This window comes from Pseudomonas orientalis, assembly GCF_002934065.1.
Lineage (GTDB): Bacteria > Pseudomonadota > Gammaproteobacteria > Pseudomonadales > Pseudomonadaceae > Aquipseudomonas > Aquipseudomonas orientalis_A.
This window is the reverse complement of record NZ_CP018049.1, coordinates 5227515-5243435: the sequence shown is the minus strand read 5'-3', so window position 1 is coordinate 5243435 and position 15921 is coordinate 5227515. Positions and strand designations below refer to the sequence as shown.

The window sequence follows — 15921 nt, the reverse complement described above, 5'->3', positions numbered from 1 at the left end:
TAACCTGCCTCGATGTTTACGAGGTCAACTATGCACATTCATATTCTGGGTATCTGCGGCACGTTCATGGGTTCGATGGCGGTTCTGGCCAAAGAGCTGGGCCATCATGTTACTGGCTCCGATGCCAATGTTTATCCACCGATGAGCACGCAATTGCAGGCGCAAGGAATTGAACTGACCCAGGGTTACGATCCTTCGCAGTTCGACCCGGTGCCGGACCTGGTGGTGATTGGCAATGCGATGTCGCGTGGCAACCCGGCGGTCGAATACGTGCTGAACAAGGGCTTGCCTTACGTCTCCGGTCCCCAGTGGCTGGCTGATCACGTGCTGCAGGGCCGCTGGGTATTGGCTGTCGCCGGCACCCACGGCAAGACCACCACCAGCAGCATGCTGGCCTGGGTGCTGGAGCACGCGGGCATGAGCCCGGGCTTCCTGATCGGCGGCGTGCCGCAGAATTTCTCGGTGTCGGCGCGGCTGGGCGACACGCCGTTTTTCGTGATTGAGGCCGATGAATACGACAGCGCCTTTTTCGACAAGCGCTCCAAGTTCGTCCACTACCGTCCGCGCACGGCGATCCTGAACAACCTGGAATTCGATCATGCCGACATCTTCCCTGATCTGGCGGCCATTGAGCGGCAATTCCACCATCTGGTGCGCACCATTCCCAGCGAAGGCCTGGTGATCCATCCGACCACCGAGCCTGCTTTGCAGCGTGTGATCGACATGGGCTGCTGGACCCCGGTGCAAACCACTGGCGTCGGCGGGCAATGGCAGGTCAAGTTGCTCAGTGACGACGGTTCCCAATTTGAAGTGCTGTTCGAAGGCGAAGCCCAAGGCGTGGTCGACTGGGGCATGACCGGTCAGCATAACGTCGCCAATGCCCTGGTGACCCTGGCGGCCGCGCGGCATGTGGGCGTGACGCCGGCCGTAGGTATCGCCGCATTGAGCGCATTCAAGAGTGTGAAGCGGCGCATGGAAAAGGTTGCCGACGTGAACGGGATTACCATCTACGACGACTTTGCCCACCACCCCACGGCGATTGCCACCACCCTGGATGGCCTGCGCAAACGCGTCGGTGATGCGCAAATCATTGCCATCGTTGAGCCGCGCTCCAATTCCATGAAGCTGGGGGCGCACCGCGATGGCCTGCCCGAAAGCGTGAATGATGCCGACCAAGTGGTGTGGTACGCACCCGCCAACCTCGGCTGGGACCTGCCGGCTATCGCCGCACTGTGCACCGTGCCTTCGAAGGTATGCGACTCGCTGGAGGGCATCATCGAGCACGTCAAACACCTGGCCAAGCCGGGCACGCACGTGGTGATCATGAGCAATGGCGGCTTCGGCGGCTTGCACGGCAAGCTGGCTGAGGCGCTCCAGTGAGCGGCCCGGAACGTATCACCCTGGCGATGACCGGTGCGTCCGGTGCGCCGTATGGCCTGCGCCTGCTCGATTGCCTGGTGCGTGAAGACCGTGAAGTGCACTTCCTGATCTCCAAGGCGGCGCAGTTGGTGCTGGCGACCGAGACCGACGTGGAGCTGCCGGCCAAAGTGCAGATGATGCAAGCCTTCCTCACCGAATACACCGGTGCGGCGGCGGGGCAGATCAAGGTGTACGGCAAAGAGGACTGGATGTCGCCGGTCGCTTCCGGCTCTGGTGCACCGGCGGCGATGGTGGTGGTGCCATGCTCCACCGGCACCCTGTCGGCGATTGCCACCGGGGCGTGCAACAACTTGATCGAGCGCGCGGCGGACGTCACCTTGAAAGAGCGGCGCCAGTTGATTCTGGTGCCACGCGAGGCGCCTTATTCCAGCATTCACCTGGAGCACATGCTCAAGTTGTCGAACATGGGTGTGACCATTTTGCCGGCGTCGCCAGGCTTCTATCACCAGCCGCAAACCATCGATGACCTGGTGGACTTTGTGGTGGCGCGTATTCTCAACCTGCTGAACATCCCCCAGGACATGCTGCCGCGCTGGGGCGAGCATCACTTGAGTGGCGATGAATAAGGCGCTTTGGGTTGTGCTGGTGCTGCAGCTGACCGGCTGCGCCACCGCACGCACGCTGGATGCGGCGCAACCGGGCGCGCCAGTGGTGTACGCCGGGACCCGGCTGGATATGTACGCGATCAACGGCGGCTGCTGTGCCAAGGACAGGTTTGGCGCCGAGGCCCCCACCTATCCCCATATCGACCTGCCCGCCAGTGCGTTGCTCGATACGCTGCTGTTGCCACTGTCGTTGTTGACCGTGCTGGGCGTCGGCTTCAACGCCACCGGCGGCCTATAGCAAACCTGAAATGTGCCAGTCTGCAGGAGCGAGCTTGCTCGCGAAAAACGTCAACGATAACGCGTGCTTTCTTAATGAACGCGGTGCCTGTGAGTTTCTCGCGAGCAAGCTCGCTCCTACAGACTGGCATTAGGCAAGCCCCCTCCCACATGGGGTTCAGTTTTTGCCGTTATCTATTTACCGAGCTTGCGCAGCTCGTCCGACTCTACTACCCGCACGCCATCCTGTTCTTCCAGAGCCAGGCGCCATAGCGCGCGGGCCAGCTCGCACACTTCGATACCGTGATACTTGCCCGGAATCAACCGAGACAACGGCCCGGCCAGTTGTTCGGCCAGGCGCGGTTCGAGTCGTTCGCCCAACAACAACGATGGCCGCGCGATGGTCAGTTGCGGCCAATCCTGGGCTCTCAATGCCTGTTCCATTTCCCCTTTGACCCGGTTGTAGAACACCGAGGATTTCGGGTCGGCGCCAATCGCGCTGATCACGATCAGGTGCCGTGCGCCCAGTTCCCGAGCGCGCTTGGCGAAGGCCACCACCATATCCAGGTCGACCGCACGAAACGCCGCTTCGGAACCGGCCTTCTTGATCGTGGTACCCAAACAGCAGAAGGCGATATCCACCCGGCCGCTCAGTTGAGGCAGGAACGCTGCAGGGTCGCCTACCGGGTTTTCCAGGCGTGGGTGTTCAGCCAGTGGTTTGCGGCTGGGTGCCAGGACGCGGGTGACGGTGGGTTCGTTGAGCAGGCGGTCCAGCAAGTGTTCGCCGGTGAGGCCGGAAGCACCGGCCAGTAAGATATGCTGCGGTGTCAGGTACATGGTGTTTCCCCCTTGTTACACGTTACAGCTTAGTTGCCTTTGGCTTCCTTGCTATTCATTGAGACGCTTTCTAGCGCCTTTCGTGCCTGCTGTTTACGTAATAGTTGCCAGTGGGCGATCACGCCCTTGGGGGCCCAGATCTGCGGTTCGGAGGCTTCGAAATTGTCCGCCTGTTCGCGTTCGGCCACGTGCAGTTGTGCCAGTTTGAAGGCCTGTTGCAAATCGTCCGTTTGGTTGAAAGCCTGTGCGAAAAGGGCATCACCGAAGTAGGTAAAGTCTGCTTCTTCCGAGCAGCCGAACGACACGCGATCCGCGCGTGAGGCGGTCATGATCAGTGTGCGCTCATCTTTCAATGCCGGGATGAAGCCGCCGGAGTAGCAGGCGGAAATCACGATGATCTTGTCGCGGTTTTTCAGTGGCGCGAGCACCGCCGCCAGTTCATCGGCCGGCAGGTCGGCCAGTTCCATGCGCGGCTGGTCAAGCACCAGTTCGTGTTCGTGGGTGCCGTGGCTGGTCATGTAGATGAACACCAGGTCTTCCGGCCCGCTGCGCTCGGCGAGGGTTTGCACGGCCCGGCGCAGGTTTTCGCGGGTGGCCATGGGCCGGTCGGCGATATGGTCGCGGTGGTTGACCAGGCGAATCTGCCCATGGGCACCGAAGCGGGTGGCGAGCATGTTGCTGACGTAATCGGCTTCGCGCAGGAACACGCTTTGCTTACCGTCGCCGGCCAGCGCCAGGGTGTACAGCTCGACGGCAGGCGTGGACGCGGGGACGGCGGCGAGGGCTTCGGCCAGCAGTTGGCCCTGGCCCAATACGCCGATTTCCAGTGGGTCGGGCAGCAGCTTGCCCTCGGCGTCGCGTACGCGCATGCCGTTGACCCAGGTACCGGCCTGTACCGTACCGTCGGTCAGCACCAGCGTGCCGCGACCCTGGTAGCTGTCGCTGTCAAAGCCGCCGATATAGAAGCTGCCATCGGTAAGGTTCAGGCGACCTTCGCCGCTGAAGCGCCAGTCGCTGAACTGGCCGACGTAATGGCTGCCATCGACGCCGATCAGTTCGCCTTTGCCGCTCAGGGCGCCTTCCTTGAACTGGCCGATCCAGACGTCGCCGTCGGCGTTTTCATAGCGTCCCTTGCCGTTGAGCTGGTTCTGTTGGAACTGGCCGACGTAGATATCGCCATCCGCGCTGTTGAACGTGCCGTTGCCTTCCAACTGGCCATCGACGAAGTGGCCGCTGAACTGATTGCCGCTGTCGTCGTTGCGCTGGCCTTCGCCATTGGGTTTGCCGTGGGCGAATTGGCCCTGGTATTGGCTGCCGTCGGCCAGCTCCAGGCGCCCGAGGCCGGAATACTGGTCGTCCTTGAATTCGCCGCGATAGGTCATCTGCCCCTCTTTGAGGGTGCCTTCGCCGTTGCGTCGACCGTTCTTGAACCCGCCCACGTAACTGCTGCCCGCCGTGGTCAGGCTGCCCTGGCCATCGAACAGGCCTTGCTTGAATTGACCTTTGTAGACTTCGCCGTTGCTGCCATGCCATTCGCCCTGACCATGCCACTGGCCTTTATGGAACTCGCCGGCGTACCAACTGCCGTTGGGGTAGTCGACGCGCCCCTGGCCTTGCAGCAAGCCGTCGACCACATCGCCCCGGTAGCGGCCGCCATCGGGCAGGCGCGCATCGGGCGGCAACAGCGATTCGCCATCTCCGCAAGCGGTGAGCAACAGGGCAAGGGCAAGGGGAGCGAGTGGGCGCATAGCGGGATCCGGATAATTGAGCGCCGAGTATGCCGCAGCTGCGCGTTTCATACATAAATTTACATACACTGTGGCAAGGTTTGTTGCCTCGCCACAGGCAACGTCCTACACGAAGCAGAGTGACAATGACTCAGCGATGTAAGCCGGTTTTTCCTGACCTTCGATTTCCAGGGTGGCGGTGGCCTTAAATAGCCATTGGCCAGGTTTTTTCTCGTGGACGTCGGTGAGGGTGACATTCAGGCGCACCCTGGAGTCGACCTTCACCGGCTGTATGAAGCGCACACTGTCCAGGCCGTAGTTGATGGCCATCTTCAGGCCCTCGGGCATGATCAGGATGTCCTCCATCAGCTTGGGCATCAGCGACAGCGACAGGAACCCATGGGCGATGGTGCTGCCGAACGGGGTTTGCGCGGCTTTGGCCGGGTCGACGTGGATAAACTGATGATCGCCGGTGGCCTCTGCGAACAGGTTGATGCGCGCCTGGTCGATGGTGAGCCATTCGGAACGTCCCAGTTCCTTGCCGACATAATCGTTGAGCTGCGCTACGGGTACATAGGGCATTGCGTTTCTCCTGGGTTCATCATTTTTATCCCCGCTGACGAGGGGTTTTTTATGGGATACAGAGAACCAATGTAGATCATCATGGGCAATCGGCCCGGTCAACCCAACATGCTTTTGGCGAATGCCTGAGCATAGGGCGGGCGTGCTTATAATGCGCACGAACTTTGAGGGGGCAGAGAGGATGTTGTTACGTGGCCTGACCTGGCTGGTGCTGTTTCAATTGATCGGCACTGCGCTCAACCATCTGCTGTTGCCGGTATTGCCGGGGCCGATCATCGGCCTGCTGCTGATGCTCGGCTTCCTGATCTGGCGCGGCGAAGTCAGCGAGCCGCTGAGCCTGGCGGCCGGCAGCCTGCTGCGCTATTTGCCGTTGCTGCTGGTGCCGCCGGCCGTGGGCGTGATGGTGTATGCCAGGGACATCGTTGCCGACTTCTGGGCTATCGTCGGCGCGCTGGTGCTGTCGCTGGTCGTCGCGATGGGGGTTGTCGGCGTGCTGATGGAGCGGTTGGTCCGGCGCAAGGAGAAGGAACAATGATGTTCGACTGGCAGGGCGCCTGGACGGCCGTCATTCATCACCCGTTGTTCGGTATCGGCATCACCCTGGGCGCGTATCAGTTGGTACTGGCGGCGTTCGAGAAAACCCGCTGGATCTTCCTGCAGCCGGTGCTGGTCTCCATGTTGCTGGTGATTGGCGTGTTGCTGATCTGCGGCCTGGACTACACCGAATACCGCAAAAGCACCGAGATCATGGGCATTCTGCTGGGGCCGGCGACGGTGGCCCTGGCGGTGCCGCTTTATTTGAACCTGCGACGGATTCGCCAATTGTTCTGGCCGATTTTTACTACGCTGGTGGTAGGTGGGGTGTTGGCCACCGGCCTGTGCGTGTGGTTGGGCTGGTGGTTCGGTGCCGAACACCGGGTGCTGATGACCATGGCGCCCAAGTCGGTGACGTCGCCGATTGCGATGCTGGTGGCCGAGCAGATCGGTGGGGTGGCGGCATTGGCTGCGGTGTTCGTGCTGATCACCGGGGTGGCCGGCGCGATGATCGGCCCGGCGTTCCTGTCGCGCCTGGGTGTCTACAGCCCCGAGGCGCGCGGCATGGCCTTGGGCATGACGGCCCACGCGGTCGGCACCTCGGTGGCCCTGCAGGAAAGCGAAGAATGCGGCGCCTTTGCGGCGCTGGCCATGAGTTTGATGGGTGTGGCCACGGCAGTGTTCCTGCCGCTGGCCGTGTCCGTGATCGTTTAAACCGGGTTTAAGGAAACCTTTATGAGTCTGGCGCTGTTTCCACTCAACACCGTGCTGTTTCCTGGCTGCACCCTCGATTTGCAACTGTTCGAGGCGCGTTACCTGGACATGATCAGTCGCTGCATGAAAAAGGGCGAAAGCTTCGGCGTGGTGTGCATCCTTGATGGCAAGGAAGTCGGCCTGGCTCCGGATGGCTATGCGCTGATCGGCTGCGAGGCGCTGATCCGCGACTTCAAGCAGCAGGATAACGGCCTGCTGGGGATTCGCGTCGAGGGCGGGCGGCGTTTTCGCGTGCACGATGCCGAGGTCCAGAAGGACCAGCTGCTGGTTGCCCAGGTGCAATGGCTGGACGAACTGCCGGACCAGCCGCTGGAAGAGGAAGATGCCGACCTGCTGGCGTTGCTGCAGGCATTGGCCGAGCATCCGATGGTCGCTTCGCTGGACATGGACGCCCACGCCGAGGGCCAGCAGGCCCTGAGTAATCAGCTGGCGTATCTGCTGCCGTTCACCGAGGCGGATAAGGTCGACCTGCTGCAGCTGGACGATCCGCAGCAACGGCTGGATGCGATCCAGATGTTGCTGGATGAATTGCAGGGTGAGCTGTTCACCTGAGATTCGGAATGCTCTGACGCGGGTATCAGACTTTGTTGCGTCGCTTTCATGGACGTGGCCTGCACTATTTTCCGATCACACCCCCAATGATCGGAGATGACCATGATTCAGCTGACACCCTCGGAACAGGTCGCCTGGGACGCGTATTTCGTCAGCGTCACCACGCAGTTGCTCCAGCACGATCCCACGCGGGGCGCGGAATACATCGCCGAGCGCGCCGCCGACATTGCCGATGAAATGCTGCTGGAACGACGCGAGCGGTGTGTTGAACGTCGCAGCGCGTCGGTGGATTGGATCGGTCCGGCCAAGGGTCAGTAGGCGTACCTGAGCAACGCGTGGGAGGTGCCGGTAAACGCGATAAAGCCGAGCACCGCCACCACCACGGGCAAGACCAGCCACCAGGCTTTTTGCGTCATCGGCGGCAACGGGCTGCGGTATTGAATGAGGGTGAGGCTCAATGCGCACACGCTCATCGCCAGGAGCGTGCCGGCCAGGATATCCGTGGGCCAGTGAGCGCCCAGGTACACCCGCGACAACGCAATGAACGCCGCAGGTATGCACCCCAGCAGCAGCCAGGTCAGGCGCAGCCGCGTGGGTTGGCCTCGGCCGGCCAGTACCGCCAGGGCCAGAAAGAACGCAAAGGCGCCGGAGGCATGGCCGCTGGGCATGCTGAAACTGGTGAGCGGGTCGGTCAGGATTTCAGGGCGGCCACGGGCGAAGAAGAGCTTGGTGCCGGTATTGATCACGGCGGCGCCCGCCAGCGTGGCGCCGACGAAGATGGCATGACGCCACTGTCGCGCCAGCAACAACAGGCCGGTAAACACCGCGCTGGCGACGAACATTTTTTTGAATTCGCCCAGTTGGGTGATCCGTACCATTACCTCGTCGAGCCACGGGCTGCGATGTTCCTGCACCAGTGCGCTCAGGCCCTGGTCGAAATCGTTGAGATGCGGGTAGCCGATAAACAGTGCGACCAGCAACGTCAGGCTGGCGCAGCCGATCCACAGGGTGGCGCGACGATGGCCGCGCAGGCTGCTGTTCAAGCTCAGCCCCAGCAGTGCCGCCAGGCAGGCCGCGACAATCGCCGCTTCCGGCCAGAAACCTTCGGGCAGGGGCAAGCGGAACGCCGCACCGGCAGCCCAGCCCGGCAACAGATACGCCACTGACCAGCCTGCCGCCGCGATAACGCTGACGATCGCAAAGCGCGGGAACGGCATGTCGCACATGCCGGCGACCATCGGCAGCATGGGCCGCAACGGGCCAATGAAACGTCCGACCAGCAGGCTGGCGATGCCATACTTATGGAAGTAGGTTTCCGCACCGTTCATCCACTCGGGATGATGGCGCAGGCCGGGCAGGCGCCGGATATTCTGGTGGAAATGCCGGCCCAGGTAGTAGGACACCCCGTCGCCCAGTAAACCGCCGAGGAAGCCCAGCAACAGGGTTTCGCTCAACGATAGCGCGCCGCTGCCGGCCAGCGCGGCGATGGCAAACAGCAGCACCGTGCCCGGCACGATCAACCCGGCGATGGCCAGGCATTCCACGCACGCGACGATAAACACCGCCACTGCCAGCCATTGTGGGTTAAGGGTCAGCCAGCCGGTGATGCTATCGAGCCATTGGCCCATACAATCCACTCCATCAAGTGTGGGAGGGGGCGCTTGCCCCCGATGGCAATGTGTCAGGGAAACATTCATCCACTGTCACACCGCCATCGGGGGCAAGCCCCCTCCCACATTAAAATCTCTGTGCGACAGGTATCGATTCCAGCCGGTTCAGTCTGTTCAAATCAAAAAATAATCGCGGCCTTCGACCTGCCCGCGCCGCAGCGGGTTCCGTGTGCAATAAGGCGCATAGCCAGCATCGACGAAGCGGTACATCAAGTGTTCATCGCGCCCACTGGGAATGCCCAGCCGTGTGGTCTGGATAATCTGCGTGGGCACCTGGCCCACGTCCTCGACATACAGCAATTCCTGATCGAAGCGCTTGGCATCCCACATCGGCACCTTCAGGCCGAGTGCCTTGCACAGCAGCGTCTGGCCCGCGCAGAGTTTCTGCGAAGGACGCGGGCTGCCGTCGGGGTTGGGGTTGTTCAACAGCATTTGCGCCAGGCTCGCCGGCCCGGACCTCTCATCGACCCAGGGATAGGCCGATTTGATCAGCACGGCATTGCCCGGGCCATGGGCGCTGAAGTTCAGCGAATCACCGCCACGGGCGTAGTACATGTAGATGTGCCCACCATCCAGAAACAAAGCCTTACGTTTTTCTGTGTAGCCGAGTGAGGCGTGACTGCCTTTTTCGGCCACGTAATAGGCTTCGGTTTCGATAATCCGCGCTGAAAGCCAGGTTTCGCCGACACGATGACGAATGACTTTTCCGAGCAGTTCTTGCGCGAGCAACTGGGCGTCGCGGTCGAAGAAGCTGTCGGGGAGGGCGCTTGCGGGGCGTTCGGGCGTGATTGTGGGCATAACGTTCAGGGTTATTACGGCTAAATGTGACGGAATCATAACAACTCTCACCTTAATTACCGCTGAACCCCAGGTTTTTACAGTTCATTTCGACCATCCGCCCCTCACCGCTGTCAGTCAGGCGGCGTCACAGCTATAATCTGCCGCTTTCCTCTTTGCCAAGACTTCCTGACCCATGACTGAGTCCGTTCTTGACTACATGACCCGCCTGGGTCGCGCTGCCCGTCAGGCCTCGCGGTTGATCGCCCGTGCGAGCACCGTGCAGAAGAACCGTGCCCTGCTGGCCGCCGCCGATGCTCTGGATGCTGCGCGCTCCGAGTTGGCCGCCGCCAACGAACAGGACCTGGCCAACGGCCGCGCCAATGGCCTGGAGCCGGCCCTGCTGGACCGCCTGGCACTGACCCCGGCGCGTATCGACGACATGATCGAAGGCTTGCGTCAGGTGGCCAAGTTGCCTGACCCCATCGGTGAAATTCGCGATATGCGTTACCTGCCGTCCGGCATCCAGGTCGGCAAGATGCGCGTGCCCCTGGGCGTGATCGGCATCATCTACGAGTCGCGCCCCAACGTGACCATCGACGCCGCGAGCCTGTGCCTCAAGTCGGGCAACGCCACCATCCTGCGTGGCGGTTCCGAGGCGATCCATTCCAACCGCGCCATCGCGGCCTGCATCCAGCAAGGCCTGGCCGTGGCCGAGTTGCCCGCCGAAGTGGTGCAAGTGGTGGAAACCACTGACCGCGCCGCCGTCGGTGCGCTGATCACCATGCCGGAATTCGTCGACGTGATCGTGCCGCGCGGTGGCAAGGGCCTGATCGAGCGCGTCAGCCGCGACGCCAAGGTGCCTGTCATCAAGCACCTGGACGGCGTGTGCCACGTATACATCGATATCGCCGCCGATATCGACAAGGCGATCCGCATCGCCGACAACGCCAAGACCCACCGCTACGCGCCGTGCAACACCATGGAAACCCTGTTGGTGCACGCCGGCATTGCCGAGCGCGTGCTGCCGCCGCTGGCGGCCATCTACCGCGACAAGGCTGTGGAGTTGCGCGGTTGCGAGCGTACCCGTGCGCTGCTGGGTGCGGACGTGATCGAAGCCACCGAGCAGGACTGGTACACCGAATACACCGCGCCGATCCTGTCGATCCGCATTGTCGACAACTTGGACCAGGCCATCGAACACATCAACACCTACGGCTCCAAGCACACCGACGCCATCGTCTCCGAGCATTTCAGCGATGCCCGGCGTTTCCTCACTGAAGTGGATTCCGCTTCGGTGATGATTAACGCCTCGACGCGCTTTGCCGATGGTTTCGAGTACGGCCTGGGGGCGGAAATCGGCATTTCCACCGACAAGCTCCACGCACGCGGCCCGGTCGGCCTGGAAGGCCTGACCAGCGAGAAGTACGTGGTGTTCGGCGACGGTCATGTGCGCACTTGATGGCTAAACGCATCGGGCTGCTCGGCGGTACTTTCGACCCCGTGCACATCGGCCATTTGCGCAGTGCCCTGGAAGTCGCGGATGCCCTGGCGTTGGACGAGTTGCGCCTGATGCCCAATTTCCGGCCGCCCCACCGCGATACGCCGCAGGTGTCCGCGCAGCAGCGCCTGGAAATGGTGCGCGTTGCGGTGGAGGGCATAGCACCGCTGGTGATGGACGATCGCGAGCTCAAGCGCGATAAACCGTCCTACACTGTCGACACCCTGGAACTGATGCGCGCCGAGTTGGCCGCCGATGACCAGGTGTTTCTGCTTTTGGGCTGGGACGCATTTTGCGGCCTGCCCTCTTGGCACCGCTGGGAGGAACTCCTCCAGCATTGCCACATCCTGGTTCTGCAACGCCCGGATGCCGACAGCGAACCGCCGGATGCCTTGCGCAACCTGCTGGCCGCGCGGTCGGTAAGTGACCCCTTGGCCCTGACCGGGCCGAACGGGAATATTGCATTCGTCTGGCAGACCCCGCTTGCGGTGTCCGCCACCCAGATCCGTCAACTGCTGGCCAGCGGTAAGTCGGTACGTTTCCTGGTGCCTGACGCGGTCCTGGCCTACATCGATGCGCACGGGCTTTACCGTGCGTCGAACTGAAAAGGCGCGCTTGAATGCACGAAAAATCGTGCAGCGAGCGCCCGAACATACGAGCAAAACGAGTTTTATATGACGAACAAAGACGTAAGCAAAGTTAAGCGCAAAGGCACCTTCAAAAGCGCACCGCTGCCGGTAGAAGCCCACGTTGGCCCGGAACTGGCCGGTGAAGAGCTGGTAAAAGTCGCCGTGGCGGCCCTGGAAGACGTCAAAGCCCAGGACATCCAGGTGCTGGACGTACGCGACAAGCAGAGCATCACCGACTTCATGATCATCGCCACCGGTACCTCCAACCGTCAGATCGGCGCGATGCTGGACAAGGTTCGTGAAGCCGTCAAAGCCCAGGGCGTAAAGCCGCTGGGTGAAGAAGGCAAGGGCGACAGCGACTGGGTGCTGCTGGACATGGACGACGTGATCGTGCACATGATGACCTCCAACGCCCGCCAGTTCTACGACCTGGAGCGTCTGTGGAAAGGCGCCGAGCAGAGCCGTGCCGCCGATGGCAAGCACCACAGCCCGGAAGTGGGCCACGCGCACTTCGACAAGCTCAACAAAGACCAGGAATAAGGAACGGCTGTGCGCCTGCGTCTGATCGCTGTCGGTTCACGCATGCCCAAGTGGGTGGAAGAGGGCTGGCACGAGTATGCCAAGCGTCTGCCTGCCGAGCTGTCTCTTGAACTGGTGGAAATACCGCTCAATACCCGGGGCAAGAACGCCGACGTGGCGCGCTTTATCCGTCAGGAAGGCGAAGCCATGTTGGCCAAGGTCGGCCCCAACGAGCGCATCGTCACCCTCGAAGTGCACGGCAAGCCCTGGAGCACCGAGCAACTGGCGGTGGAACTGGACCGCTGGCGCCTGGACTCGCGCACCGTCAACTTCATGGTCGGCGGCCCCGAAGGGCTGGCGCCGGAAGTCTGTGCGCGGGCCGATCAGCGCTGGTCGCTGTCGGCGCTCACGCTGCCGCACCCGTTGGTAAGGATTCTGATCGGTGAACAGCTGTATCGCGCCTGGACAGTTCTGTCCGGGCACCCTTATCACAAATAATCTGCGCCATAGCCGATGACCCAGCCGATCCGCATCAAGGACCACGAGAAGGACGCACGTCTTGTACGCGCGCGCGTGGTATTTGGCGCGATCATGGTGGTGGCATTGATTGGTGTGCTGATCGCCCGTCTGTATTACCTGCAGGTGATCCAGTACGAGTATCACTCCACCTTGTCGGAAAACAATCGGGTGCATGTGCAGCCGATCCCGCCGACCCGTGGGCTGATTTTCGACCGCAATGGCGTGGTAGTGGCGGATAACCGGCCCAGTTTCAGCCTGAGCATGACCCGCGAGCGTTCCGGCGACTGGCAGCAAGTGCTCGATGTGATTGTCGAAGTGCTGCAGCTGACGCCGGAAGACCGGGTCATTTTCGAGAAACGCATGAAGCAGGGGCGCCGGCCTTTCGAGCCGGTGCCGATTCTGTTCGAGTTGAACGAAGAACAGATCGCGCGGATCGCGGTGAACCAGTTCCGCCTGCCGGGCGTGGAAGTGGTAGCGCAGTTGGTGCGGCATTACCCGCAGGGGCCGCACTTTGCCCACTCGGTCGGCTATATGGGGCGCATCAACGAGAAAGAGCTCAAAAGCCTCGATCCGGTCAATTACAGCGGCACCCATCACATCGGCAAAACCGGCATCGAGCGTTTCTACGAGCCCGAACTGCACGGCCAGGTGGGTTACGAAGAAGTCGAGACCAACGCCCGTGGCCGCGTGCTGCGCGTGCTCAAGCGCACCGACCCCTTGCCGGGCAAGGACATCGTGCTGAGCCTGGACATCAAGTTGCAGGAAGCCGCCGAAATGGCGCTGGGCGGTCGTCGCGGTGCGGTGGTGGCGCTGGACCCGAAGACCGGCGAAGTTCTGGCCATGGTCAGCCAGCCGAGTTTCGACCCCAACCTGTTCGTGACCGGCATCAGCTTCAAGGCCTACGCCGAATTGCGCGACTCCATCGACCGGCCGCTGTTCAACCGAGTGCTGCGCGGCCTGTATCCGCCGGGGTCGACCATCAAGCCGGCGGTGGCGATTGCCGGCCTGGATTCGGGGGTGGTCACCGCCTCGAGCCGGGTCTATGACCCCGGCTATTACATGCTGCCCAACTACGATCACAAATACCGTAACTGGAACCGCTCCGGTGACGGCTATGTCGACCTGGACACCGCCATCATGCGCTCCAACGACACCTATTTTTATGACCTGGCCCACAAGCTGGGGATCGATCGCCTGGCGGCCTACATGGGCAAGTTCGGCCTCGGCCAGAAAGTCTCCCTGGACATGTTCGAAGAGTCTCCCGGCCTGATGCCCTCGCGTGAATGGAAGCGCGCGACGCGTCGCCAGGCATGGTTCCCCGGCGAAACCCTGATCCTCGGCATCGGCCAGGGCTACATGCAGGCCACCCCGCTGCAACTGGCCCAGGCAACTGCGCTGGTGGCGAACAAGGGCGTGTGGAACCGGCCGCACCTGGCCAGGACCATCGAAGGCGAGAAACCGCTGGATGAGAACCCGATCCCCGACATCGTGCTGCGCGACCCTTCCGACTGGGCCAAGGTCAATCACGGCATGCAGCAGGTGATGCACGGCGCTCGCGGCACCGCACGCAAGGCGGCGCTCGGCGCGCAATATCGCATCGCCGGCAAGAGCGGGACCGCGCAGGTGGTCGCGATCAAGCAGGGTGAAAAATATGACCGCTCCAAGGTGCAGGAGCGTCACCGCGACCACGCCTTGTTTGTCGGCTTTGCCCCTGCCGATGACCCGAAAATCGTGGTGGCGGTGATGGTGGAGAACGGCGAGTCCGGCTCCGGTGTGGCTGCGCCTGTGGTGCGCCAGATCATGGACGCCTGGCTGCTGGCCCCCGACGGCAAGCTCAAGCCCGAATATGGCGGCCCCCCTTCCAGCCCCGAGGTTACGGCCCGTGAAGAGTAACTTTGACCGCATCCTCTCCAGTGAGGATGTGATGCGTCGCCGTGCGACGTTGCTGCAACGCATGCACATTGACGGCCCGTTGCTGGTGCTGCTGCTGATACTGGCGGCCGGCAGCCTGTTCGTGCTGTATTCGGCCAGCGGCAAGAACTGGGACCTGCTGATCAAGCAAGCGTCGTCGTTCGGCCTGGGCCTGTTGTCGATGGTGGTGATCGCCCAGCTCGAGCCGCGCTTCATGGCGCGCTGGGTGCCGCTGGGCTATGTCGCCGGGGTGCTGCTGCTGGTGGTGGTGGACGTGATGGGTCACAACGCCATGGGCGCGACCCGCTGGATCAACATCCCGGGGGTGATTCGCTTCCAGCCGTCGGAATTCATGAAGATCCTGATGCCGGCCACCATCGCCTGGTACCTGTCCAAGCGCACCTTGCCGCCCCAGCTCAAGCATGTGGGGATCAGCCTGATCCTGATCGGCGTGCCGTTCATTCTGATCGTGCGCCAGCCGGACCTCGGCACCTCGTTGCTGATCCTGGCGGGGGGCGCGTTCGTACTGTTCATGGGCGGCCTGCGCTGGCGCTGGATTCTCAGCGTGCTGGCCGCTGCCGTGCCGGTGGCGGTGGCCATGTGGTTCTTCTTTATGCACGACTACCAGAAGCAGCGGATCCTGACGTTCCTCGACCCCGAAAGCGACCCGCTGGGTACCGGCTGGAACATCATCCAGTCAAAGGCCGCCATCGGTTCCGGCGGCGTGTTCGGCAAGGGCTGGCTGCTGGGGACCCAATCGCACCTGGACTTTCTGCCCGAAAGCCACACCGACTTCATTATCGCGGTGATGGGTGAAGAGTTCGGCCTGGTAGGCATCTGCGCGCTGCTGCTGATCTATCTGCTGTTGATCGGGCGCGGGCTGGTGATTACCGCGCAGGCGCAGACGCTGTTCGGCAAGTTGCTGGCCGGCAGTCTGACCATGACGTTTTTTGTTTACGTTTTCGTCAACATCGGTATGGTCAGTGGCCTGTTGCCGGTGGTTGGGGTGCCGTTGCCATTCATTAGCTACGGCGGAACTTCGCTGGTGACATTGCTGTCAGCGTTTGGGGTTTTGATGTCGATTCATACGCATCGCAAATGGATCGCTCAGGTTTGAATAAGGTGAAG

Annotated in this window: 18 protein-coding genes; 13 read left to right on the top strand and 5 right to left on the bottom strand. The window is 62.0% G+C overall.

The genetic code is table 11. The features are described from left to right. Positions 1-30: 30 nt before the first annotated feature. From mpl to BOP93_RS23650, 3 genes are read left to right on the top strand one after another with little or no spacing between them, the layout of a single operon-like run. The gene (mpl, locus tag BOP93_RS23660) at positions 31-1380 is read left to right on the top strand and encodes a UDP-N-acetylmuramate:L-alanyl-gamma-D-glutamyl-meso-diaminopimelate ligase (protein WP_104504842.1); all 1350 of its coding nucleotides are present in this window, start codon (positions 31-33) and stop codon (positions 1378-1380) included. Continuing rightward, positions 1377-2006 (top strand): flavin prenyltransferase UbiX, encoded by a 630-nt coding sequence (gene ubiX, locus BOP93_RS23655; RefSeq protein WP_083208103.1) that lies wholly within the window; start codon positions 1377-1379, stop codon positions 2004-2006. Before mpl ends, ubiX begins: the two co-directional genes overlap by 4 nt. Then, positions 1999-2283, top strand: a complete 285-nt coding sequence (locus BOP93_RS23650; RefSeq protein ID WP_104504841.1) for a YceK/YidQ family lipoprotein — start codon at positions 1999-2001, stop codon at positions 2281-2283. Before ubiX ends, BOP93_RS23650 begins: the two co-directional genes overlap by 8 nt. A 173-nt stretch (positions 2284-2456) precedes the next feature. Here BOP93_RS23650 and BOP93_RS23645 read toward each other — a convergent pair whose 3' ends face one another. The 3 genes from BOP93_RS23645 to BOP93_RS23635 all read right to left on the bottom strand — a co-directional run bounded on the left by BOP93_RS23645 (position 2457) and on the right by BOP93_RS23635 (position 5407). Continuing rightward, the gene (locus tag BOP93_RS23645) at positions 2457-3098 is read right to left on the bottom strand and encodes an oxidoreductase (protein WP_104504840.1); all 642 of its coding nucleotides are present in this window, start codon (positions 3096-3098) and stop codon (positions 2457-2459) included. Between the two features lie 29 nt (positions 3099-3127). Beyond that, entirely contained in the window at positions 3128-4846 is a 1719-nt protein-coding gene (locus tag BOP93_RS23640; protein ID WP_104504839.1) for a C13 family peptidase, read from the bottom strand. Positions 4847-4951: 105 nt separating this feature from the next. Then, positions 4952-5407 (bottom strand): MaoC family dehydratase, encoded by a 456-nt coding sequence (locus BOP93_RS23635; RefSeq protein ID WP_065886830.1) that lies wholly within the window; start codon positions 5405-5407, stop codon positions 4952-4954. A gap of 181 nt (positions 5408-5588) precedes the next feature. On the opposite strand from BOP93_RS23635, the gene BOP93_RS23630 reads away from it, so the two are divergent. The 4 genes from BOP93_RS23630 to BOP93_RS23615 all read left to right on the top strand — a co-directional run bounded on the left by BOP93_RS23630 (position 5589) and on the right by BOP93_RS23615 (position 7585). After that, the gene (locus BOP93_RS23630) at positions 5589-5942 is read left to right on the top strand and encodes a CidA/LrgA family protein (RefSeq protein WP_104504838.1); all 354 of its coding nucleotides are present in this window, start codon (positions 5589-5591) and stop codon (positions 5940-5942) included. After that, the gene (locus BOP93_RS23625; protein WP_104504837.1) at positions 5939-6655 is read left to right on the top strand and encodes an LrgB family protein; all 717 of its coding nucleotides are present in this window, start codon (positions 5939-5941) and stop codon (positions 6653-6655) included. The genes BOP93_RS23630 and BOP93_RS23625 overlap by 4 nt, the downstream gene beginning before the upstream one ends. A gap of 21 nt (positions 6656-6676) precedes the next feature. Continuing rightward, complete coding sequence (locus BOP93_RS23620; protein WP_104504836.1) at positions 6677-7267, top strand: LON peptidase substrate-binding domain-containing protein; 591 nt, start codon at positions 6677-6679, stop codon at positions 7265-7267. 102 nt (positions 7268-7369) lie between these two features. Further along, positions 7370-7585, top strand: a complete 216-nt coding sequence (locus BOP93_RS23615; protein WP_104505348.1) for a hypothetical protein — start codon at positions 7370-7372, stop codon at positions 7583-7585. Here BOP93_RS23615 and BOP93_RS23610 read toward each other — a convergent pair. Together BOP93_RS23610 and BOP93_RS23605 are read right to left on the bottom strand one after the other, a co-directional pair. Then, positions 7579-8895 carry a bifunctional DedA family/phosphatase PAP2 family protein gene (locus tag BOP93_RS23610; RefSeq protein WP_104504835.1) on the bottom strand — a complete coding sequence of 439 codons (1317 nt, stop codon included), beginning with the start codon at positions 8893-8895 and terminating at the stop codon, positions 7579-7581. The genes BOP93_RS23615 and BOP93_RS23610 overlap by 7 nt on opposite strands. Before the next feature lie 156 nt (positions 8896-9051). Then, on the bottom strand, positions 9052-9735 hold the full coding sequence (locus BOP93_RS23605; RefSeq protein ID WP_104504834.1) for a DNA-3-methyladenine glycosylase: 684 nt from the start codon (positions 9733-9735) through the stop codon (positions 9052-9054). Between the two features lie 175 nt (positions 9736-9910). Here BOP93_RS23605 and BOP93_RS23600 point away from each other — a divergent pair, with 175 nt between their 5' ends. The 6 genes from BOP93_RS23600 to rodA all read left to right on the top strand — a co-directional run bounded on the left by BOP93_RS23600 (position 9911) and on the right by rodA (position 15910). Next, positions 9911-11176: a glutamate-5-semialdehyde dehydrogenase gene (locus BOP93_RS23600; RefSeq protein WP_104504833.1), complete on the top strand. Its 1266-nt coding sequence runs from the start codon at positions 9911-9913 to the stop codon at positions 11174-11176. Then, the gene (nadD, locus tag BOP93_RS23595) at positions 11176-11820 is read left to right on the top strand and encodes a nicotinate-nucleotide adenylyltransferase (RefSeq protein ID WP_104504832.1); all 645 of its coding nucleotides are present in this window, start codon (positions 11176-11178) and stop codon (positions 11818-11820) included. The genes BOP93_RS23600 and nadD overlap by 1 nt, the downstream gene beginning before the upstream one ends. Positions 11821-11889: 69 nt before the next feature. Next, the gene (gene rsfS, locus BOP93_RS23590) at positions 11890-12384 is read left to right on the top strand and encodes a ribosome silencing factor (protein WP_003176298.1); all 495 of its coding nucleotides are present in this window, start codon (positions 11890-11892) and stop codon (positions 12382-12384) included. A gap of 9 nt (positions 12385-12393) precedes the next feature. Beyond that, the gene (rlmH, locus tag BOP93_RS23585) at positions 12394-12861 is read left to right on the top strand and encodes a 23S rRNA (pseudouridine(1915)-N(3))-methyltransferase RlmH (protein WP_003176297.1); all 468 of its coding nucleotides are present in this window, start codon (positions 12394-12396) and stop codon (positions 12859-12861) included. Positions 12862-12876: 15 nt separating this feature from the next. Further along, the gene (mrdA, locus tag BOP93_RS23580) at positions 12877-14775 is read left to right on the top strand and encodes a penicillin-binding protein 2 (protein WP_104504831.1); all 1899 of its coding nucleotides are present in this window, start codon (positions 12877-12879) and stop codon (positions 14773-14775) included. A 31-nt stretch (positions 14776-14806) separates the two neighbouring features. Continuing rightward, complete coding sequence (rodA, locus tag BOP93_RS23575; protein ID WP_057724897.1) at positions 14807-15910, top strand: rod shape-determining protein RodA; 1104 nt, start codon at positions 14807-14809, stop codon at positions 15908-15910. Positions 15911-15921 lie beyond the last annotated feature (11 nt).